Raw genomic sequence first — 20856 nt, forward strand, 5'->3', positions numbered from 1 at the left:
CACTCCGGTCGCTCACGCCGGCATTTCGCTTGCTCACGACGTGCTCCTTCGGGCTTCGGCTACGGTGAGCTGGCGGGGGTCGAGCACGTCCCGCAGCGCGTCGCCGACCAGGTTGAACGCCAGTACGGTGAGGAAGATGGCGGCCCCCGGGAAGACGCCCAGCCACCACGCGTCGGTGACGAACTCCCGGCCGTCGTCGAGCATCCGGCCCCAGGCCGGTTCCGGCGGCTGTACGCCGAGACCGAGGAAGGAGAGCGCCGCCTCGGAGAGGATCGCGAAGGCCAGCGACAGCGAGGTCTGCACGATCAGCGGCGCCGCGATGTTCAGCAGCACGTGCTGACCCATGATGCGCAGGTCCGACGCGCCGATCGAGACCGCCGCCCGGACGAAGACCTGCTCCCGCACCGAGAGCACCCCGGCTCGGGTGACCCGGGCGAAGATCGGCGTGTAGACCACCCCGATCGCGATCATCGCGGTGAGCAGTCCCGGCCCCAGCACGGCCACGATCGCCACCGCGAGCAGCAGCACCGGGAACGCGAACAGCACGTCCATGCAGCGCATCAGGATGTTGTCCAACCAGCCGCCGTAGTAGCCGGCGAGCAGCCCGAGGGTCACCCCGACGGCCAGGGCGATGCCGACGCTGACCAGCCCGACCTGGAGCGAGACCCGGGCCGCGATCATGACTCGGCTGAGCACGTCGCGGCCCAGCTCGTCGGTGCCGAACGGGTGCGACCAACTCGGCGGCTGGAGCATCCGGTCGGTGTCCACCTCGTTGACGCCCGACGGCGCCAGCCAGGGGCCGGCCACCCCCACCACGACCAGCAGCACGAGCACCGCGCTGCCGCTCAGGGCCAGCGGGTCGCGCCACAGCGCCGACAGCGCACGGCGTACCTGCCCGTCGCTGCCGCCCCGCGAGCGGACGTCGGCCCAGGCCGGGACGAGTCGTCCGAGCCGGCCGCTCATCGGACCCTGATCCTCGGGTCGAGGCGGGCGTAGAGGACGTCCACCAGCAGGTTGACCAGCAGGAACAGGGCCGCGACCAACAGCACCGCGCCTTGCAGCACCGGGTAGTCCCGGGCCCGGACCGCGTCGAAGGTGAGCCGGCCGATGCCGGGCCAGGCGAACAGCACCTCGATCACGATCACCCCGCCGAGCAGGCTGGCCAGTTGCACCGCCACGACGGTCACCACCGGGATGAGCGCGTTGCGCAGGACGTGCCGCAGCACCACCACCCGGGCCCGCAGCCCCTTCGCCTCGGCGGTGCGGACGTAGTCCTCGGAGAGCACCTCCAGCATCGAGGAACGGATGAAGCGGGTCAGGATCGAGGCGGTGACCAGGCCGATCGTGGCGGCCGGCAGAGCCACGTGCGAGGCCCACCGGGCCGGGTCCTCGGTCAGCGCCACGTACCCCGACGGCGGGAGCCACCCGAGCACCCCGGCGAAGAGCAGGATGCCCATGATGCCCATCCAGAAGTCGGGCACCGAGACCCCGAACTGGCTGAACACGCGTACCGCGTGGTCGACCAGCGAGCCGCTGCGGATGGCCGAGACGATCCCGAGCGGGAACGCGACGAGCATCGCGAACAGCACCGCGGTGACCGCCAGCGACAGCGTCGCGGGCAACCGTTCCAGCAGGATCGCGGTGACCGGTCGGCCGCTGCGGAAACTGACGCCGAGGTCGCCGGTCAGCGCCCGGCGGAGGTAGTCGAAGTACTGCGGGACCAGCGGCTGGTCCAGCCCGGACCGGGCCCGCAACGCCTCGTACGTCTCCTGGTCGAACCGGGTGCCGAGCGCGACGCGTACCGGGTCACCCGGCACCAGTTGGATCAGCAGGAACACCACCAGGGTCACGCCGATCAGCACCACACCGGACTGCACCAGCCGGCGGATCACGAAGCGTGCCACCTGCGGTCCCCGCCCCGGTCACTTCGCCAACGCCGCGTCGCGGAACCGGATCGCCCGGTCGGTGCGTACCTCGTAGCCGGTCAGACCGCTGGACCAGCCCTGCGCCACGTCCGGGTTGTAGAGGTAGATGTAGCTGGCGTCGTCGACGATCTGCTTGGCCACCTGCTCGTACCGCTGTTTGCGGGCGCCCTGGTCGGTCTCGGTGCGAGCCTGGTCGAGCAGCCGATCGACGGTGGGGTTGGCGTACTTGTGGAAGTTGAAGGTGCCGCCACTGTGGTGCTGGGCGTAGTAGAACTCGTCCGGGTCGATGTTGCCCAGCCAGCCGAGCATGAACGCGTCGAAGTTGCCGTTGCCCTGCTCGTCGAGCCACTGCGCGAAGTCCAGCGTACGAATCTTGACGGTGACGCCGATCTCCGCCAACTGCGAGGCGATCACCTGTGCGGCGGTGACGGTCTCCGGATACTCGGTGGTGACCATCAGGTCCAGGGTCAGCCCGCTGACACCGGCCTGGTCCAGCAGTTGCCGGGCCTGGTTCGCATCGTGCGTGTACGGCGCGTACTCGTAGTGGTAGGCGCTGTTCTGCGAGATGGCGGTCTGGTTGACGGTGGCCAGCCCGAACTTGGCGGCCTTGGTGATCGCCTCCCGGTCCAGGGCGAAGGCGATCGCCCGGCGCACGGCGACGTTGTCGTACGGCTTACGGGCCTGGTTGAGGGCCAGGTACCAGTAGTCGGTGGACGGCACCGACCGCACGGTGAGCTCGTCGGCGTCGAGCAGCGCGGGCACCTGCTGGGGCGGCAGGTTGTCGGTCCAGTGGACCTCGCCGCCGCGCAGGTTCTGCAGAGCCACGGTCGGATCGCTGACGAAGGTGAAGGTCACCCCGTCCACTTTGGGCTTCTCGCCCCAGTAGTTGTCGTTGCGGACCAGCCGGATGTTGTCGCCGCTGGTGTAGGAGCCGATCGCGAACGGGCCGCTGCCGACCGGCTTCGTGGTCACCTCGCCGGACTCGATGTTGGCCTTCTGCACGATCGCCACGCCCTTGAAGCCACCGAGGTTGGCGAGCAGGTTCGGCGTGGGCGCGGTCAGCGCGACGACCACCGTGGTGGGATCTGGCGCGGTCACCGACCTGACGGTGGCGAACTTGTACGCGGTGTTCAGCTTCTCGTCGATGATCCGGGTGTACGAGTACACGACGTCCTCGGCGGTCAGTGGTGACCCGTCGGAGAACCTGACTCCCTCGCGGAGGGTGAACGTCCAGGTGAGCTGGTCGTCGCTGGTGGTCCACCCGGTGGCCAGCGCGGGCTGCATCTCCAGGTTCGCGTCCGGCTCGACCAGGGTGTCGTAGACGTTCTCCAGGACCTGGAAGCTGTAGTAGGCAGAGGTCTTGTGCGGGTCGAGCTGGTCGGGTTCGCCACCGATGGCAGCGTTGAGGACACCGCCCGCGCTCGCTCCGTCGGCCCCGTCGACGTGGACCCCCTCGCCCGTGGTGCAGCCCGCGACTGCGACGAGCATCAGGGTGAAGGTGGCGCCGGCCAACCGGAATCTGGTGCTGGACATGGTCCTCCCCTGGATTCTTTCCCGGCCACTGAAAGATGTCCTTCTACACCTCACGCTAACCGCAAACGACTCCGACGGCAGGACACGTGTCGCGTCGGAGTCAGAGGCAGGACCAGCAGTAGAGGTGTTCGTCGGCGTCCCGGGCACGTCGGGCGAGCGCGCTGACCTCCTCGATCACCGGCTGCATCTGGTCGTCGGGGAGCGGCCCGTCCCAGGCGAGTTCCTCGCTGCGTCCCCACCGGGCCGACAGCTCGGGCGTCTGGTCGGCGGTGATCGACGCCAGCGTGTCCCGCGTCGCGTCGTCCAGCACGGTCAACCAGGGGCCGTCCTCGGCGTCGCTCCACACCAGCCGGTCTCTCACCGGGTCGCCAGCCTCGGCCGGACCCCGCACGAGAGCCACCAGCTCCCCCAGCGTCACCGACGGGTCGATGCCCTTGCAGTCGATCGCGTCGACCCCGGGTCGCCCGTCGGCGAGGGCCACCGGCCCACCGTCGATCTCCGCCATCAGCCTGACCGCTGCGGCGTCGTCGGCCGCGCGAAAGTAGTCGTACAGAACACCCATGCCGGTATCCCAGCAGAGGGGTGCGACACGGCCGCGTCCGCAGTTTCCTCAGGGCTGCCCGTCGGGACAGTTGTTGCTGGTCAGCTTCATCGTGTACTCGGCGTCGTCGCTGGTGATGCCGGACGGCACACCGTCGAACCAGGTCTCCACCTTCTGCCAGCCCACCCGCTGCTCGTAGTGCAGGTGCGGGGCGCCCGAGTTGCCGGTGCTGCCGATCCGCCCGATCTGCTCGCCCTGGGCGACCCGCTGCCCCTCCTCGACCAACGGCGGTTCGAGCAGGTGCAGGTACTGCGTCTCCCACCGCCCGCCGTGGTCGATCTTCACCCAGTAGCCGCCGCCCCGTCCCGGCGGACCATCCGGGTCCGCCGGGGTACGGCCACCCAGCGACCCGTTGATGCCGGCCACCGTGACGGTGCCCTGATACGAGGCGAGCACCGGCTGCCCCCACTGGTCCCCTTCGAGGGGGAAGAAGTCGACGTCGTACTCGCCGTGGCCGGGGTAGGTGCCCACCTGCCACGTCTCGCCGCAGCCCACCGGCATCTGGAACAGCGGGCGCGGTCCCGGCGGCAGCAGTTGCGGCACCACCACGTAGGCGACCGCGCCCAAGGCCGCGACAGCACCGAGCGCGAGCAGGAGCTTCCAGAAACGGCGGGTACGACGATGGGTGCGGGGATGGCCGGTCGTCACCCTGCCAAGCATGGCAGAGGCCGGCGAGTGGCCCCGCCGGTGACGGGACCGGACCCCGACGGCCACGTTCACCGGGGCCGCGTTCGGGTAACGACCCGGCATGGCGCGGTACACGAAACCGGAACTCCGGGAGCAGATCAAGGCCGAGATCATGGCCTCCGACCGGGGCGGCCGGCCCGGTCAGTGGTCGGCCCGCAAGTCGCAACTGCTCACCAAGGAGTACGAACGGCGCGGCGGCGGCTTCCTGGGACCGAAGGACTCGCGGCAGCGGTCGTTGGAGCGCTGGGGCGCGGAGAAGTGGCAGACCAGCACCGGCTCCACCCGGGCCCGCAAGGACGGCGAAACCGCGCGATACCTGCCGAAGAAGGCGTGGGAGAAGCTCTCGGACGAGCAGAAGCGCGACACCGACACCAAGAAGCGACGGGCGTCGCGTACCGGTCGGCAGTTCGTCGCCAACACCGACCCGGCCAAACGCGCCCGCAAGGAGACGACCTCCCCACGTGGTCGGTCCGCCACCTCGGCCGAGCGGCTCACCGAGCTGACGGTTCCCGAGGCCAGTCGACTCGTACGCGACCTCGACAAGAACCAGCTCAGGACGGCGCTGCGACGCGAACGCGGCGGCAAGGCCCGCAAGACGCTCCTGCAACGCCTCCAGTCGGAGCTCGACCGCCGCTGACTCGCGCTGGTGCCTCGGGCGCGCAGTGGTGCAAGGAAGGGTCCCCTGCTAACGCCTGGTGCATAGCAGGGGACCCTTCCTAACATCCCGGCGACGCGAGGCGCAGAGGGGCCTTGGCGAGTGGGCCTCAACCCAGGCTGTTGCTGAAACCGGCGATGCTCGCTGCCAGGGTCCGGTCGACGAACTCGCAGACCTCCTGCCAGCGATCTGCCGCCGAGTCGGTGTGGATGAGGGTGACGCTGTCGTCGGGGCCGGGGTTCAGCAACGGTGTACGCCGGGGCAGGTCACCGGGTACGTGGTTCTCGACTGTCTCAGCGAATGCGGTGACCGCGAGTACGCCCGTCTCCCCCCGGCCGACCTTTTGGACCGCCACGACGTGGCGCATGGTCTGACCGAGTACGGTGAGCCGCAACTGGACCCACCAGCTTCCTTCCCGCAGATTGGTGTAAAAGTCCACGGCGTTCGCTGTGCGGATGAGTTGCGCCCGCCAGTACGCGGCTTGCTCGCTCGGCGGCGCCGCCTCCGTCACCAGGGCTTCCGCAGCGGGGTCGGCGGTGCGGAACGCCTCCAGGAACTGATCCCGCACGCCCCGCATGTAATCGGTCAGCCGCGCGTGCACGTCGAAGGCGAGTTCTTTGGTCTGCTGCCGTGGCCGGCCGTCTCCTGCGTGTACCAACCCTCGGAGGCGTTCGGCGTAGGCTCTGGCGACGTCCACCGCCCCGGCCCCGGCGGGTGCGACTTCCACGGTGCCGGTGAGCGCGGACGTCAGTGCCTGCCGTTCCAGCCGGGCGAAGAAGCGCACCAGTGGCCGGATGTCGCCGTCGTTAGCGTGATCGAGCGCGGCGATGTAGTCGCCGCGTTGACGCCGGTCCACCACGAGCGGAGCGTAGTGGGCCTGGAGCAGCACCAGCAGGGTCAAGGCTCGCGCCACGCGTCCGTTGCCGTCGGCGAACGGGTGGATACGGATGAACCGGTGGTGCAGCCAGGCACCCCGCACGATCGGGTGCACCGTCGCCGACATCTCGTCGTACAGGACGAGGAGGCGTTCCATCTCCGTCTGGACGTGCTCGGGAGGCGTGAAATGGACGCGGGTGCCGTCCTCCCGCGTGACGGAGTTCCCCTGGGTCTTCCAGTCACCGTGCCGCAGCGTGGCCCGCACGACACGCCCGAACTGATCCTGCGCGTCGAAGGTGGGTTGGTGCCGGGTGACCAGCGCATGTAGTTCCCGGATGAAATGCAGGGACAGTGGCGAGCCTCCGCGCGCCGTCTCGGCGAGGTGCTCCAACGCGGTGTACTGGTCCTGGATCACGGCGAGCGTGTCCTCGGTCAGCTCACCCTCGCCCGCCGCGACGTCGAGGGTCAGCCCTTCGGCGACGAGCGCTTCGGTCACACCCCAGTCGAGGTCGTAGAGCCGCTCGATGATCCCCGTCTCGATGGCGTGGCGGCGCAGACTGCGCTTGCGCGCCGCCTCGATCTCCTCCGCCGTGGAGAGTTGGAGGTTGTCCTCCCAGACCATGCGGAGACTGTCGGTCGCCGAGAGCAGTTCGGCGATGTCGCCGTTCAGCTCGGGCAACGGCTCGACGCTGCGCCAGGGAACATCAGGTGTCACAGGGCAGGAGCCTAGTGGTCCCACCTCGGATCACCGTCGTCCGACAGGCGGATCCTTCCGGCAGACAGGTAGCGCGGCCGGAAGTGCCAAGGGCGATCGCGGAGCCAACCGCGTCACAGGTGTGGGCCCTGTCAAGCTGAGCGCGTCAACGGATCGCAGCAGCCGCTGTCGGCCTACCGGTGAGGAATCACCGGCAGGTGCGCCACGGCCCAGCAAGATCGCCGCTCACCGAGCATCGCCGCTCAAGCCGGGCTCCTGACGCTCAGCCACCCACAGGCCCCGCCCCTGCAATCCGACCACCAGCCCACGATCACCTCATGGCTACATCCGCGAGTACTGCTTGACGACGGGCCCTCAGCCCAGTGAGGAAGTGCCCGTAGCTCGCACGGTCGAAGGAGAGAACAGGACCGCTGCGGTCCTTGGAGTCTCGGATCTGCGCTCCGCCGTCGTGCGCCCGCGCCTCCACGCAGCTATCGCTGCCGTTGCTCCTGGTCGACTTCTTCCAGTCCCGCGTCAGACCGTTCACGTCATCTCCTCAGCGGCGCTTCGCAGCATTTCGATTGAGCGATCAGTCGACGCCGCATCCTGCGCCAACCTGTTGAAGACGTCGCCGTACGATGCTACCGCTTCCGGATAGAGGTCCCCCGCGTACGTCTCGCAGTACACGACATCCTCGCCCTCCGGGAAACCGAGGATCACGAGCGGCCCGAGGGTTCCGGCGTGGGCGCCTGTGGAGTGAGCGATCACCTGAAGGTCAACGGTGGGCCTGGTGGCGACATCCACAAGGTGTAGGAGTTGGCGACGCATCACCTTCGGCCCGCCGACCATGCGACGGATGACTCCCTCATCGAGAATCACCCACAGGCTCGGCGGATCAGTCTGTTCAAGGATGGCCTGCCGCGCGGTTCGCACCTCCACGCGAGTGTCGATCTCGTCGGCCTTGAGCCGGACGGGACCGCGTTGCAGCAGAGCGCGGGCGTAGTCCTCGGTTTGCAGCAGTCCCGGCACGATCATCGGGCCGAAGGCTCTGACCGAGCTCGCTTCGCTCTCGAAGGCGATCAGGCTCGCGTACTTCTCCGAGATCGCCGCCGCGTACGGCTGCCACCAGCCACGATCTCCGCGCTTGGTGGTATCGGCAGCGGTCTTGGCAAGCCGCTCGGTGACCTCGGCGTCAGCACCGTAGTGTTGGAGCAGCGCTTTGAGCGTCAGCGGCCGGACGCCAACTCGGCCCCGCTCGATACGACTCAGGTGAGAGTCGGAGATGCCGGCTGTGCCTGCCGCCTGTTCGATGTTCAGACCAGCTGCTTCACGCAACCCTCTCAGCTCGATGCCCAGCTTGCGTCGTGCCGTCGGACTCGCCACGTCGGACAGTCTAAGGCCAACACCAACAACCCATGGCCCCCCTCAGACACTCGCCCCAGACAATTGTCTGGAGCAGATGCCCTATGGAATCATCCTCTGTGATGACGCCGTCACACCGAGAAGCCTGAGTGACACCAGCGGAGGTAGCCATGAGCAGTCACGGTGACACCGCCCGGCAGAACGCAGCCGAGCAAATTCAGCAAGTGGAGCGCGAGACAGCGAAGCAGCGGATCCTCGCCATGGCCGAGGCAGAGCGGATTCCGGTGGAGGAGACGACCCGGGCACTCCCGGAGGGCCGGTGGCGGCGTGGAGAGTGAGGTGCCGGTCGGGCGGCGGGTGGCGTACTGGCGGGCGCGGCGAAGAATGTCGCAGCAGGTGTTCGCCGATCGGCTCGGCAAGTCCAAGAGCTGGGTGGACAAGGTCGAGCGTGGGGTGCGGGCGCTGGACAGGGTTTCCACGCTCCAGGAGATCGCCGGTGTGCTGCGGATCGACCGGGCGGTGTTGCTGGGCCGGGACACCCGCCCCGCCGACGTGGCGGTGCGGATCGAGGGCGTGGAGCGGATCCGGGCGACGCTGTCCGCGTACGACATCGCGCTGGACCGACCGGCGGCGCACCGCGACGTGCCGTCTGCCGCGCGGCTGGCCCGCGACGTCGCGCACGCCTGGACCAGTTTCCAGCATGCGCGGTACCCGGTCCTGGTCGGCATGGTGCCCGAACTGCTGGCCGGCGCGCAGCGCGGCCACGCCCACGATCCGCAGGCCGGGCGGGTGCCGCTGGTGGAGGCGTACCGGGTGACGGCGGCGCTGCTGGTCAAGCTCGGCGAGACCGAGCTGGCCTGGCTGGCCGCCGACCGGGCCATGGCCGTCGCCACCGGGTGATCCGCTGCTGGTCGCCGCCGCCACCGTGCAGTTGGGCCACGTGCTGTGTGCCACCGGTCGAGCCAGGGCGGCGGGTACGGCGGCACTCGCCGCCGCGTACCGGATCGCGCCGACCGACCCGGACGATGCCGACGGGTCACCGCTGTCGCTGTGCGGGACGTTGCTGGTGCAGGCGGCTCTCGCGGCCGCGCGGCACGGTGACGACAAGGCCGCCGCCGTCCGTGTCGACGAAGCCACCGAACTGGCCGTCGTGGTCGGCGACGGCCAGGACCACCATCACACCTGCTTCGGGCCGACCGCCGTCGCGCTCGCCCGGGTCGCGGTCGACGTGGAGCGGGGTGCGGCCGACGAGGCGGTCGCCCGGCACGTGGACGCCGTCGGGCGCGACGGCTGGCGGTGGCTGCCGCCCGGGGTCCGGGCCGCCCATCTGATCGACGCCGCTCGGGCCTATCTCCAGACCGACGATCCGGTAAACGCCGCCCGGGTGCTGCTCGACGCCGATCGCACCGCGTCGGCCGAGGTACGCGACCGGCCCGCAGCCCGGGACGTACTCGCCGACACGATCCGCCATCCTGACGCCCCGGCGACGGTCCTCTCGCTGGCCGTCACCCTCGGGGTGAGCTGAGCCGCGTTCGGTCAGCTACGGCACATCAGGGCGTCGGGTTCCTTGCCGGGTGACCAGATCCAGGCACGGTAGGCGACCCCGACGAGGTGCTCGCCGACGGCGCACTGTCCCTTGTGGTGCCCGCTGGCGAAGTCGCCGCCCGGATTGCCGGCCGGTCGGTTGTCGCCACGGTCGAACCAGACCGTCCGGCGGGTGCCGCCGACGGTGGCGCCCCCGCGAGCCCCGTCCTCCACACCGAAGCCGGAGGACGGGGCTCGCGGGGGCCGATCGGTCAGGCCGCGTCGAGGCGGGCCAGGTCCTCGGCCGAGAGTTCCAAGTCGGCCGCGCCGACGGAGTCCCGGATCGTCTCCGGGCGCGACGAGCCGGGGATCGGGATCACCGTGGGCGCCTTCGCCAGCATCCAGGCCAGGCAGACCTGCTGCGGGCTGACGCCGCGTTCCCGGGCGACCTCGGCGAAGACTGCGAACCGGGAGCCCAGCTCGGCGGCGTTGGAGATGCCGCCGAGCGGACTCCAGGGTAGGAAGGCGATGCCGAGTTCGGCGCAGAGCGCCAGCTCCGGTTCGCTGGAACGGAAGGCGGGAGAGTACTGGTTCTGCACGCTGACCAGTCGGCCGCCGAGGATCTCGTTGGCCTGCCTGATCTGATCCGGGTCGGCGTTGGAGATGCCGGCCATCCGGATCTTCCCGGCGTCGAGCAGGTCCCGCAGCGTGCCGATGGAGTCCGCGTACGGGGTGTTCGGGTCGGGGCGGTGGAACTGGTAGAGGTCGATCGCCTCGACGCCGAGCCGCTTGAGCGACGCCTCGACGGCGTCCTTGAGGTGCTCGGGCCTGCCGTTCAACGTCCAGAGGCCGTCGCCGGGGCGTACGTGGCCGCCCTTCGTGGCGATCAGCACGTCGGACGTGTCGCCGCCGTAGCTCGCCACGGCACTGGCGATCAACGACTCGTTGTGACCGGCGTCGGCGGGGCCCAGGTGGTAGGCGTCCGCGGTGTCGATCAGCGTGACCCCGGCGTCCAGCGCGGCATGGATCGTGGCGATCGAGCGCTGTTCGTCGGGACGGCCCTCGATCGACATCGGCATGCCGCCGAGCCCGATCGCGCCGACGGTGACGTCGCCGATACGGCGGGTCTGCATACAGGCTCCTCCTCGAAGCGGTGCGGTTCGGCGGGCGGGCGGTGGCCCGCAACGCCCGGATTCCACCTTCTACCCCATTGGCAGTGCTGTCTACCGGACCGGCACGTCACCCGCACCGCCAACCGGTGGCGCCGGTCCTGGACGATCGGCGGCGCCCGCACCTCATTTGTACGCACAGCAAATTATTTCCCCTCTTCCTGCGCACCTTCCCCTCCCGCAACAGGCCCTTCCAGGCGCCTCACGGTTCGACGTATGTCCAGGCCACAGCGGTGTCGACGGGCGCCCGAGACCAACTCGTTACTTGACGCAATAGTTCGTTCGCCGTAGGAAGGAAGTGTGACTGACGTGGTGACGCCACCAACGAGCCCGGTGAGCCGGGAGCGGTCGAAGGAGATCAAGCGCCTCTCGGTGATCTCCACCGCCCGCCAGGTACGGCTGCTCTCCCGCGCCGAGCTGACCGAGTTGACCGGGTTGAGCCCCGCAACACTCACTCCCCTCGTCCGCGAACTGATCGCCGAGGGCTACCTGATCGAACGCGGGCCGGGCACCTCCCGGGCCGGCCGCCCCCGGGCCATGCTGGAGTTCAACCCGCGCGCCGAACTGGTCGCCGCGGTGTCGCTGGAACCCAGCCGGATCAGCTGCGAGATCGCCGACAGCGACGGCAGCGTCATCGCCCACCGGGCGGTCCGGCTCACCGGCGACATCGTCGAGACCATCTGCCGCTCCGTACCCGAACTGGCCGGCGCCGGACTTCCCGCGCTGCGCGGGGTGGCGATCGCCGCGCCGGGCGTCTCCTCGGGCGGCACGGTCCGGCTCGCCCCCTCGGTGGGGCTGGTCGAGGGCCGGCAGATAGGCGAATCAGTCCAACGACACCTCGGCGTGCCGGTCGTGGTGGACAACGACGTCAACCTGATGGCCGCCGGTGAACACGCCGCCGGGGCCGGCAGCGACGTGGCCGACCTGCTGCTGTTGCACGTCGCCGACGGCATCGGCGCCGGACTGGTCCTGGACGGGCAGGTCCGCCGGGGCGCCGGTGGCGCGGCCGGCGAGGTGGGCTTCCTGCCGCTGGACCCGACCGACCGGGGACACGACGGGATCGGCCCGTTCGAGGCCCGGTGGTCGGAGAACGCCGTCGCCGAACGGGTCGTCGCGCTCGCCCCCGGCCGGCGGCCGGACGCACCGGTGGCCGCCCTGGTCGAGCTGGCCCGCACCGACGCGCGGGCGGCGGCGTACCTCGACGAGGTGTTGACCGCCTGGTCCCGGCTGATCGTCTCCTGCGCCTGCGTGATCGACCCGGGCCGGGTCCTGCTCAGCGGCGCCGCCACCCAGCTCGACGACGACGCCGTGGCGCGGCTCCAGACGCTCGTCGACGCCTCCGCGCCCGCCGCCACCGAGGTACGCCGGGCGGTCCTCGGCGACCGCGCGGTGCTGCACGGCGCGGTCAGTCACGCCCTCGCCGCCGCGGCGGCCGGCACACCCCAACTCCTACCCACCCCTTGATCCCTTCCCTCGGAGGTACCTCATGAAACGACGACTTCTCCTGGCCGGAGCGCTCGCCAGCGTGCTCGCCGTCGGCACCGCCTGCGGCGGTGGCGGTTCGGACGACGCCGCAGGTGACGTTGCGCAGCTCACCATCTACACCGCCCGGGACAAGAAGGTCACCGACTTCGTGGTGGAGAAGTTCACCGAGAAGTACCCCGAGTACCAGGGCAAGGTCGAGATCCTCAACATCGGCGCCCAGGAGATCCTGGAGCGGGTCCGCGCCGAGAAGGCCAACCCGCAGGCCGACGTGTGGTGGGGCGGCACCCAGCAGGGTCTCTCGGCGGGTGCGGCCGAGGACCTGCTGGCCCCCTGGCAGCCGTCGTTCGCCGACAGCATGGACGAGCAGTACAAGGACGCCGAGGGCCGCTGGTTCGGGGAGATCCTGCTGCCCGAGGTCATCATGTACAACAACGCGGCGCTGGCCCCGGAGCAGGCCCCGAAGGACTGGGACGACCTGCTCGACCCGCAGTGGAAAGACAAGATCATCATCCGGGACGTGGCCGCGTCCGGCACCATGCGGTCGATCTACGCCTCGATGATCCAGCGCCTCTCCCCCGACGGCAGCAACCCGCAGCCCGGGTACGACTGGCTCAAGCGCCTCGACGCCAACACCGGCTCGTACGCGGCCAATCCGGCCGACCTGTACCTGAAGCTCTCCCGCCAGCAGGGCACGCTCAGCGCCTGGAACCTGCAGGACGTGCTGTTGCAGGCCAACCAGTCGAACATGCCCTTCGGCTACGTGATGCCCACCTCCGGTGCGCCGGTGCTGGTCGACGGTCTCGCCGCGGTCAAGGGCGGCAACTCCGAGGGCGCGCAGAAGTTCATCGAGTTCCTCTTCGACGACGGGCTCCGGGCGGACCTGGCCAAGGACTTCTTCCAGATCCCCGCCATCGAGATCGCCGACCAGCCGGAGTGGCTGGCCCAGCTCGACCTGCGCCCGATGAACGTCGACTGGAACGTCATCGCCGAGCACGAGACCGAGTGGATCAACCACTGGAACAGCCAGATTAAGAACAAGGGCTGACCGCGTCGGCACCGGGCCGGGTACGCGTACCCGGCCCGGCCGCCGGCCGGCCGACCGATGTAAGGAAGGGACCCTTCCTATACCGCAGACGTTAGAAAGGGTCCCTTCCTTACCTACGACCGGCAGCACGAGAAGGAGGACATCATGATCGATGTCACGCTGGAGTCGGTGAGCAAGCGATTCGCCCGCGCCGGCGACACCGCGGCCGTCGACGATGTCGACATCAGCATCGCCGCCGGTGAGTTCTTCACCCTGCTCGGCCCGAGCGGCTGCGGCAAGACCACCACCCTGCGCATGGTGGCCGGGTTCTACTTCCCGACCTCCGGCCGGATCCGCTTCGGCGCCGAGGACGTGACCCGCCGCCCGCCGAACAAGCGCGACACCGGCATGGTGTTCCAGAACTACGCGCTGTTCCCGCACATGTCGGTGGCGCAGAACGTCGCGTACGGGCTGAAGATCCGCAAGGTGGGGCGGGCCGATTCCCGGCGACGGGTCGAGGAGGCGCTGGGCCAGGTGCACCTGGACGGATACGGCGAGCGGCGCATCGACCAGCTCTCCGGCGGTCAGCAGCAGCGTGTCGCGCTGGCCCGGGCACTGGTCATCCGTCCGCGTACGCTGCTGCTCGACGAGCCGCTGTCCAACCTGGACGCGAAGCTGCGCGAGGAGACCCGCACCGAGATCCGCCGTATCCAGAAGGAGAGCGGCACCACCGCCATCTACGTCACCCACGACCAGGCCGAGGCGATGGCGATGTCGGACCGGATCGCGGTGATGGAGTCCGGGCGGGTGCAGCAGATCGGCGCCCCGCAGGAGATCTACCACCGGCCGGCCAACGCCTTCGTGGCCCGCTTCATCGGCCGCAGCAACGTGCTGTCGCTGCCGGTGGTGGCGGTCACCGACGAGACGGTCACCGTCGGCCGCCCGGACGGCACCGAGATCGCGGTGGCCGCGCCGGCCGGGCACGGCCTGCGCCCCGGTGAGAGCGCGCTGGTGTCGGTACGCCCGGAGCACATCGGTCTCACCTCGGCCACCGAAGCGGGTGCGCTGCCCGGCCAGGTGACCGAGCTGGAGTTCACCGGCATGGCCACCAACCTGGTGGTCGACGTGGCCGGTGAGTCGGTGCAGGTGGCCGCGATCGACGTGCCGGCGGGCGTCGCCGTCGGCGACCGGATCGGGCTGCGGCTCAACCGGGAGCGTATGTGGGTGGTGCACCCGTGACGGCCGCACCCAGCGCCGCCACCGCCCCGCCGATCACCGAGGACCCGACCCCGGCCGGACAGGGTCGCCGTCCCCGGCTGGGCGGACGCTTCGCCAGTGGCGCCAGTTCCCGCTGGTTCCCGTACGCGCTGGTGTTCCCGCTGGCGCTGATCCTGTTCGGGTACGTGGTCCAGCCGATGTTCGCCACCTTCGCGGAGAGCGTCGGGGTGGACGGGGTCGCCAACTACACCGAGTTCCTGCGCGGCGAGGGCGTGGCCCGGTCGTCGTTGCTCACCTCGCTGGGCATCTCGGCGGCCAGTGTGCTGTTCTGCGGGATCGTCGGCGTGGCGATGGCGTTCCTGCTCAAGCGCTTCCAGTTCCCCGGTCGCCGGTTGATCGAGGCGATCATCCTGGTGCCGGCCGCGCTGCCGCCGCTGATCGGCGCCATCTCGTTCCAGCTGCTCTACAGCGAGACCGGCATCCTGCCGCGCGGGCTCCAGCAGCTGTTCGGCACCGAGAGCCCGGTGCTGCCGTTCACCGGCATCGCGGGGGTGCTGGTGGTGCACACCTTCACCATGTACCCGTTCTTCTATCTCGCCGCCTCGGCCGCCCTGTCCGGGATGGACCCGTCGGTGGAGGAGGCCGCGTACAACCTCGGCGCCGGCCGGGTACGGGTGTGGCGTACCGTGCTGCTGCCGATGCTCACCCCGGCGCTGGTCTCGGCCTCGCTGCTGGTGTTCATGACCTCGCTGGCGTCGTACACCGCTCCGCTGCTGTTCGGCGTGGACCGCACGATGACCATGCAGATCTACATCAACCGCACCAACGGCGACCTGCCGATGGCCTCCACGTACGCCTCGGTGCTGGCGGTGGTGTCGATCCTGTTCCTGCTCGGCATGCGCTGGTACGAGGGGCGGCGCAGCTACCGCTCGCAGTCCAAGGGGGTCGCCGCGCACCGGCGGGAGATCACCAACCCGTTCGGCAAGTGGGCCGTGCTGGCCGCCTCGGTCCTGGCCACGGTGGTGCTGCTGGCGCCGGTGGGCACGATCGCGCTGGTGGCGTTCTCCGAGGACGGCTCGTGGACCACCCAGGTGATCCCGTCGGCCTACACCTGGCAGAACTTCGTCACCATCTTCTCCGACCCGAGGGCGTTCCAGCCGATCCTCAACTCGTTGCAGATGAGCCTGATCGCCACGGTCGCCTGTGTGGTGGTCGGCGTGCTCATCGCGTACGCGGTGCGGCGGTTGGACTTCCGGGGCCGGGCGCTGCTGGACGTGGCGGTCATGCTGGCGTGGGCGCTGCCCGGCACGGTGGTGGCGATCAACCTGATCTCGGCGTTCAGCACCGGCAACGCGTTCAGCTTCGGGCAGGTGCTGATCGGCACCTTCTGGATCATGCCGCTGGCGTACTTCGTGCGGTTCCTGCCCCTGGTGTTCCGGTCCAGTTCGGCCACGCTGGCGCAGATCGACCCCTCGCTGGAGGAGGCGGCCCGCAACCTGGGCGCCTCGTGGTGGCGGGCGTTCGGCACGGTCACCCTGCGGCTGATGATCCCCGGGGTGGCGGCCGGCGCGCTGCTGGCCTTCGTCAACGGCGTCGGCGAGTTCGTCGCCTCGGTGCTGATCTACACGTCGCAGACGGCACCGATCTCGGTCGAGATCAACAACCGGATGTACTCGTTCGAAGTCGGCACCGCCGCCGCGTACGGCATGCTCCAGGTGGCGCTGATCTTCGTGGTGATGGTGGTCTCCGGTCGGCTCCAGAGCGGCCGGTCGGCGTCCCGGGAGGCGGCGAAGTGGACGGCGTGACGCGTACCGAGGTGACCGTGAGCTGGCCGGAGTCGGGCCTGCTGCCGATCGGCCGGGTGCCCGGTGGCGAACTGGCGGCGGTGGCCGCCGCCGCGGACTTCGCGGTGCTGCCGGTGGGCGCGGTGGAGTGGCACGGCCCGCACCTGCCGCTGGGCACCGACCTGATCCTGGCCGAGGGGTTCGCCGCCGAGAGCGGCGCGACCGGCGAGGGCCCGCGCGGCGTCCTCTTCCCCGCCGTGCCGTACGCGGCCTGCCCGGGGCAGACCCGGCCGTGGCCGGGGACGGTGGCGATCCGCCCGGAGATCGCGGTCGGCTACCTGGCCGACGTGATCGAGGGGATCGTCGCGGCCAGTTTCCCCCGCCTGCTGATCGTCAACGGGCACGACGCCAACATGTCCACCGCGCGGGCCGCGATGGAGTGGGTCTCCGGCCGCCGTCAGGCCAGCCTGCTGCTGGTCAACTGGTTCCAGTTGGTGACCCCGGCGGAGACCACCCAGCTCTACGGCGAGCTGCCCGCGCGCGGGCACGGCGGGGCGTACGAGACCTCGGGCGTGCTCGGCTTCGACCCCGACGCGGTACGCCTCGACGCGGTCGAGGACCTGCCGCCGAAGCCGAAGCTGCCGGTGCCGCACCCGTACGTGCTCGTGGAGTCCCGGCCCGACCCGTGGCAGGGCTGGTCCGGGCACATCTCGCTGGCCGACGTGGAGACCGGCGAACGGGTCCGGCACATCGCCGGGGCCCGGCTGCGGGAGATCGTGGCCGCCTGGGTCGCCGCACCGCCACCCGCGCCGCCCACCGCCGATCCCCTGCCCACCGACCCGACACCTTCTCGGAAGGAGGGGTGACCGTGGACCGGGGACTGGATGTCGTCGACTTCCACCTGCATTTCCGCATCGGCGCCGACGAGACGGTCCACGCCTGCGAGGAGGCCGCCGGGATGCACCCCGGCGGGGCACCCGAACGGGCCGCCCGCGCCGCCGCCTCCGCCCCGTACGCGCGGGCGTGGCGGCAGGCGTGGTCGTTCCCGGAGCCGGAGCCGCCCGCCGCGCACTGGCCGGACGAGGCCGACCGGTGGGCCGACGAGCTGCGCCGGGTCGGCGTACGCCGGGCGGTGTTCGTCACCGGCGGCGGCAACGACGCGGTGGCCGACGTGGTCGACCGGCACCCGGACCTGCTGCTCGGCTTCGCCCACCACGACCCGTACGCCCCGGACGCCGCCACCGAGCTGGAACGGGCGGTCACCGAGCGCGGCCTGCGCGGCTTGAAGCTGTTCGCGCCGTTGCTGCGCGGCCCGCTCGACGGGCCGGACCTCGATGCGCTCTGGGGCACCGCCCAGCGGCTCGGCGTGCCGGTGCTGATCCACATCGGGCACTACGGCAGCGCCGGTGGCCTCACCTTCGGTCGCCACGGCGGCCCGGAGGAGCTGGCCCGGATGGCCCGCCGGTTCCCGGAGCTGCCGGTGGTGGTGCCGCACTTCGGCGTGCAGTACGTGCAGGAGCTACTCTTCACCGCCTGGGGCTGCCCGAACGTGCACGTCGACACCTCCGGCTCCAACCAGTGGGTGCGGTGGATGCCGTACAAGCTGACTCTGGAGGACCTGTTCCGGCGCTGCTACGAGACCATCGGCCCGCAGCGGATCGTGTTCGGCAGCGACTCGTCGTGGTTCCCGCGCGGGTACGTGACCCGGTACCTCGACGACCAGCTGCGCATCTGCCGGGAACTGGGCCTGCCCGACGACCACCTGCGCGCGATCTTCGCCGGTAACGCCGAGCGCCTGCTCGGGCTCGACGACTGACCGGCCGACCGTCCGGGCCGGCCCCGCGCCGACCCGGCCTGGAGAAGGAAGTAGGGAACTCCGTCATGAGCACACCCGCGCTGACCACCTACCAGCGGCACCACCTGCGTCCCACCTACGACCACCACGTCGGGTACCTGTTCCCGGCGATGGTGCGGGCCAGCCAGGCGCACGTGGTGATGCTGACCGAGCAGGGGTTGATCCCCGCCGAGCGGGGCGCCCGGTTGCTGCGCGGACTGGCCGAGCTGCGTGCCGACCCGGCCGACGCGCCGCCCTTCGACGGCACCTTCGAGGACACGTACTACCTGGTGGAGAAGCGGCTCGCGGCGGCCTGCGGGGTACCCACCTCGGAGCTGGACGTGCAGATGGCGCGCAGCCGCAACGACCTCGACGCCGGGGTGTTCCGGATGCTGCTGCGCGACCAGTTGACCGGGGTGCTCGACCGGGTGCTGGACACCGGGACGGTCGCGCTGGACACCGCGGACCGGTACGCGGACGTGGTGATCACCGGCTACACCCACCGGCGTCCCGCCCAGCCGACCACCATCGGGCACGCCCTGGCCGGGTACGCCGAGGCAGTGGCCGGGGAGGCGGTCGCGTACGCCGACCTGATCGAGGCGCTCAACGTCTCGCCGCTGGGCTCCTGCGCGTTCGCCGGCACCGACCTGGACATCTCCCCCGCCCGGGTGGCCGAGCTGCTCGGCTTCGCCGCCCTGGTGACCAACTCGTACGAGGCGGTGGCCGGCGCCGACCACCTGGTGCGGGTCGGCACCCTCAACGCCCAGGCGCTGGCCACCGGGGCGCGGCTGGCCCGTACCCTGATGGACTGGCTGAGCTGGCGGTGGGTGACCACGCCCGGTGACTTCACCCAGGGCAGCAGCATCATGCCGCAGAAGCGCAACCCGGTGGTGCTGGAGCACCTGGTGTCGTACGCGGGGCAGGCCGCCGCCGACGCCGCCGCGGTGCTGAACAACGTGGGCGCGGCCTGGTGGGAGGACTCGAACAACGCCACCACCGACGTGCAGGTGCGGCTCTGGGAGAGCAACGACCGGGCGGACCGGTTCTTCGCCCTGCTCGGCGGCTTCCTCGCCGAGATCGCGCCGTTGACTCCGCCGTCGGCGGCCGAGATCGTCGCCTCCGGGGCCACCACGACCGCCGCCGCCGACGCCCTGACCCGGCACGGTGTGCCGTTCCGGGCCGCGCACTCGGTGGTGGGTCGGCTGGTGCGCGGCGGTGACCCGCAGGGCTGGACCGCCGACGAGGTGCGGGCCGCCGCCCAGGGACTGGTTCCCGGCGGGCTGGACGACGCTGCCGTCGACGACCTGATCGCCGCCGCCGTCCGGCCGGAGCTGGTGCTGGGCCGCGCCCAGGCCGACGGGCCGGGCACCGCTGCGGTACGCGCCCAGGTAGCGACACTGCGGGGCAGCTTCGACGCGGTGCGGGCGCGGCTGGCGGCGGTACGCGACCGACTCGACCGGGCCGACACCGCGCTGGACGCGGTCGCCACCGAACTGGCGGCCCGATGAGCGTGCAGTTGGCGCGACCCGAGTCGGGCGCGCACACCGACGGGCTGCTGCTCGGCATCGACTTCGGCGGGACCAAGATGGCCGTCGGGGTGGCCGACCGGCAGGGCCGGCTGGTGGCCCGCGAGCGGGTCCCCACGTACGCCGAACGCAGTGCGCCGCAGGCGCTGGAACGGGCGCTGCACCTGGCCGCCCGGCTGGTGGCCGAGGTGGGCGGTCCGCTCATGGCCGCCGGGGTGGCCTCCCCCGGGGTGATCCGGCCGGACGGCATCGAGCTGGCGCCGAACGTTCCCGGCTGGGAAGGGCTGCGACTGGCCGACGCGGTCCGCGACGCCCTCGGCGTCACCGAGGTGGCGGTGGACAACGACCTCAACGCCGCTGCCCTGGCCGAACTACGGCTCGGCGCGTTGCGCGACGCCGACCCGGGCCTGGTGCTGGGTCTGGGCACCGGCGTGGCGGCGGCGATCACCGTCGGCGGCGCGGTGGTTTCCGGTCACCGGGGCGCCGCCGGTGAGATCGGGTACGCGGTCTCCGGCGGCCCGTGGCCGGGCACCATGCTGGAGTTGGACTTCTCCGGCCGGGCCCTGGACGGGCTCGCCGCCGAACTGGGACTCTCCGGTGGCGCGGCGGCCCTCACCGGGGCGGCCGGACGACCGGGGCCGGAGCGGCGGGCGTTGACCGCCCGGCTCGACGAGTTGGCCCGGCACCTGGTCACGAGTTGCCTGCTGCTGGACCCGCAGCGGGTGGTGCTGGTCGGCGGGGTGGCCGGCAGCGCCCTGATCCGGGAGCTGCTGGTCGATCGGCTCGCCGAGGTGCTGCCGCACCGGCCGGAGGTGGTATTGTCCCGGTTCGCCGACGACGCCGCCCTGCTGGGTGCAGTCACCCTTGCCCGGGAGGCGGTGGCGGTCACCGGTTGAGCGCCGGAGCGACACTCTCTGGCGAATGGCGCCGCGTCGCCACCACAGGTTAGCCTACCCTAA

At 70.8% G+C, this 20856-nt stretch carries 22 protein-coding genes; 12 read left to right on the forward strand and 10 right to left on the reverse strand.

Features of this window, described 5'->3' with window-relative positions; genetic code table 11:
• Window positions 1-33 precede the first annotated feature (33 nt).
• The 5 genes from ID554_RS29690 to ID554_RS29710 form a co-directional block, all read right to left on the reverse strand.
• Window positions 34-963 carry an ABC transporter permease gene (locus ID554_RS29690; RefSeq protein WP_223884337.1) on the reverse strand — a complete coding sequence of 310 codons (930 nt, stop codon included), beginning with the start codon at window positions 961-963 and terminating at the stop codon, window positions 34-36.
• The gene (locus ID554_RS29695) at window positions 960-1904 is read right to left on the reverse strand and encodes an ABC transporter permease (protein ID WP_117226974.1); all 945 of its coding nucleotides are present in this window, start codon (window positions 1902-1904) and stop codon (window positions 960-962) included. Before ID554_RS29695 ends, ID554_RS29690 begins: the two co-directional genes overlap by 4 nt.
• Window positions 1905-1922: 18 nt before the next feature.
• Window positions 1923-3458 carry an ABC transporter substrate-binding protein gene (locus ID554_RS29700; protein ID WP_117226973.1) on the reverse strand — a complete coding sequence of 512 codons (1536 nt, stop codon included), beginning with the start codon at window positions 3456-3458 and terminating at the stop codon, window positions 1923-1925.
• A gap of 100 nt (window positions 3459-3558) precedes the next feature.
• Window positions 3559-4020 (reverse strand): hypothetical protein, encoded by a 462-nt coding sequence (locus ID554_RS29705; RefSeq protein WP_117226972.1) that lies wholly within the window; start codon window positions 4018-4020, stop codon window positions 3559-3561.
• 48 nt (window positions 4021-4068) lie between these two features.
• The gene (locus tag ID554_RS29710) at window positions 4069-4707 is read right to left on the reverse strand and encodes a M23 family metallopeptidase (RefSeq protein ID WP_223884338.1); all 639 of its coding nucleotides are present in this window, start codon (window positions 4705-4707) and stop codon (window positions 4069-4071) included.
• A 100-nt stretch (window positions 4708-4807) separates the two neighbouring features.
• Here ID554_RS29710 and ID554_RS29715 point away from each other — a divergent pair, with 100 nt between their 5' ends.
• Entirely contained in the window at window positions 4808-5383 is a 576-nt protein-coding gene (locus ID554_RS29715) for a DUF5872 domain-containing protein (protein ID WP_117226971.1), read from the forward strand.
• Window positions 5384-5510: 127 nt separating this feature from the next.
• On the opposite strand, the gene ID554_RS29720 is transcribed toward ID554_RS29715, so the two are convergent.
• From ID554_RS29720 to ID554_RS29730, 3 genes are all read right to left on the reverse strand, one after another.
• On the reverse strand, window positions 5511-6992 hold the full coding sequence (locus tag ID554_RS29720) for a Fic family protein (RefSeq protein ID WP_147333403.1): 1482 nt from the start codon (window positions 6990-6992) through the stop codon (window positions 5511-5513).
• A 310-nt stretch (window positions 6993-7302) separates the two neighbouring features.
• Window positions 7303-7518 (reverse strand): DUF397 domain-containing protein, encoded by a 216-nt coding sequence (locus ID554_RS29725; protein WP_117226969.1) that lies wholly within the window; start codon window positions 7516-7518, stop codon window positions 7303-7305.
• Complete coding sequence (locus ID554_RS29730; RefSeq protein ID WP_117226968.1) at window positions 7515-8354, reverse strand: helix-turn-helix domain-containing protein; 840 nt, start codon at window positions 8352-8354, stop codon at window positions 7515-7517. Before ID554_RS29730 ends, ID554_RS29725 begins: the two co-directional genes overlap by 4 nt.
• A 149-nt stretch (window positions 8355-8503) precedes the next feature.
• On the opposite strand from ID554_RS29730, the gene ID554_RS29735 reads away from it, so the two are divergent.
• Genes ID554_RS29735 through ID554_RS32215 form a run of 3 tightly spaced genes read left to right on the forward strand, consistent with a single transcriptional unit; the run spans window position 8504 to window position 9858 of the window.
• Complete coding sequence (locus tag ID554_RS29735) at window positions 8504-8671, forward strand: hypothetical protein (RefSeq protein WP_191088663.1); 168 nt, start codon at window positions 8504-8506, stop codon at window positions 8669-8671.
• The gene (locus tag ID554_RS32210; RefSeq protein ID WP_223884339.1) at window positions 8661-9233 is read left to right on the forward strand and encodes a helix-turn-helix domain-containing protein; all 573 of its coding nucleotides are present in this window, start codon (window positions 8661-8663) and stop codon (window positions 9231-9233) included. Before ID554_RS29735 ends, ID554_RS32210 begins: the two co-directional genes overlap by 11 nt.
• A gap of 31 nt (window positions 9234-9264) precedes the next feature.
• Window positions 9265-9858: a hypothetical protein gene (locus ID554_RS32215; protein ID WP_223884340.1), complete on the forward strand. Its 594-nt coding sequence runs from the start codon at window positions 9265-9267 to the stop codon at window positions 9856-9858.
• 11 nt (window positions 9859-9869) lie between these two features.
• Here the strand turns inward: ID554_RS32215 and ID554_RS29745 are convergent, their stop codons facing one another.
• On the reverse strand, window positions 9870-10091 hold the full coding sequence (locus ID554_RS29745) for a hypothetical protein (protein WP_117226967.1): 222 nt from the start codon (window positions 10089-10091) through the stop codon (window positions 9870-9872).
• A 38-nt stretch (window positions 10092-10129) separates the two neighbouring features.
• Window positions 10130-10990 carry an aldo/keto reductase gene (locus ID554_RS29750; protein ID WP_117226966.1) on the reverse strand — a complete coding sequence of 287 codons (861 nt, stop codon included), beginning with the start codon at window positions 10988-10990 and terminating at the stop codon, window positions 10130-10132.
• A 336-nt stretch (window positions 10991-11326) separates the two neighbouring features.
• On the opposite strand from ID554_RS29750, the gene ID554_RS29755 reads away from it, so the two are divergent.
• From ID554_RS29755 to ID554_RS29790, 8 genes are all read left to right on the forward strand, one after another.
• Window positions 11327-12490, forward strand: a complete 1164-nt coding sequence (locus ID554_RS29755) for an ROK family protein (RefSeq protein WP_117226965.1) — start codon at window positions 11327-11329, stop codon at window positions 12488-12490.
• Between the two features lie 22 nt (window positions 12491-12512).
• On the forward strand, window positions 12513-13556 hold the full coding sequence (locus ID554_RS29760) for an extracellular solute-binding protein (protein WP_117226964.1): 1044 nt from the start codon (window positions 12513-12515) through the stop codon (window positions 13554-13556).
• Between the two features lie 144 nt (window positions 13557-13700).
• Window positions 13701-14774 (forward strand): ABC transporter ATP-binding protein, encoded by a 1074-nt coding sequence (locus ID554_RS29765; RefSeq protein ID WP_117226963.1) that lies wholly within the window; start codon window positions 13701-13703, stop codon window positions 14772-14774.
• The gene (locus ID554_RS29770; protein ID WP_223884341.1) at window positions 14771-16558 is read left to right on the forward strand and encodes an ABC transporter permease; all 1788 of its coding nucleotides are present in this window, start codon (window positions 14771-14773) and stop codon (window positions 16556-16558) included. The genes ID554_RS29765 and ID554_RS29770 overlap by 4 nt, the downstream gene beginning before the upstream one ends.
• Window positions 16555-17403, forward strand: a complete 849-nt coding sequence (locus ID554_RS29775) for a creatininase family protein (protein WP_223884342.1) — start codon at window positions 16555-16557, stop codon at window positions 17401-17403. Before ID554_RS29770 ends, ID554_RS29775 begins: the two co-directional genes overlap by 4 nt.
• Before the next feature lie 2 nt (window positions 17404-17405).
• On the forward strand, window positions 17406-18353 hold the full coding sequence (locus ID554_RS29780) for an amidohydrolase family protein (RefSeq protein ID WP_199489146.1): 948 nt from the start codon (window positions 17406-17408) through the stop codon (window positions 18351-18353).
• A 65-nt stretch (window positions 18354-18418) separates the two neighbouring features.
• Window positions 18419-19879 (forward strand): argininosuccinate lyase, encoded by a 1461-nt coding sequence (locus tag ID554_RS29785; protein ID WP_117226962.1) that lies wholly within the window; start codon window positions 18419-18421, stop codon window positions 19877-19879.
• On the forward strand, window positions 19876-20793 hold the full coding sequence (locus tag ID554_RS29790) for an ROK family protein (protein ID WP_117226961.1): 918 nt from the start codon (window positions 19876-19878) through the stop codon (window positions 20791-20793). Before ID554_RS29785 ends, ID554_RS29790 begins: the two co-directional genes overlap by 4 nt.
• The last annotated feature ends 63 nt before the right edge of the window (window positions 20794-20856 follow it).

Source organism: Micromonospora craniellae (assembly GCF_014764405.1).
GTDB classification, from domain to species: Bacteria; Actinomycetota; Actinomycetes; order Mycobacteriales; family Micromonosporaceae; genus Micromonospora; species Micromonospora craniellae.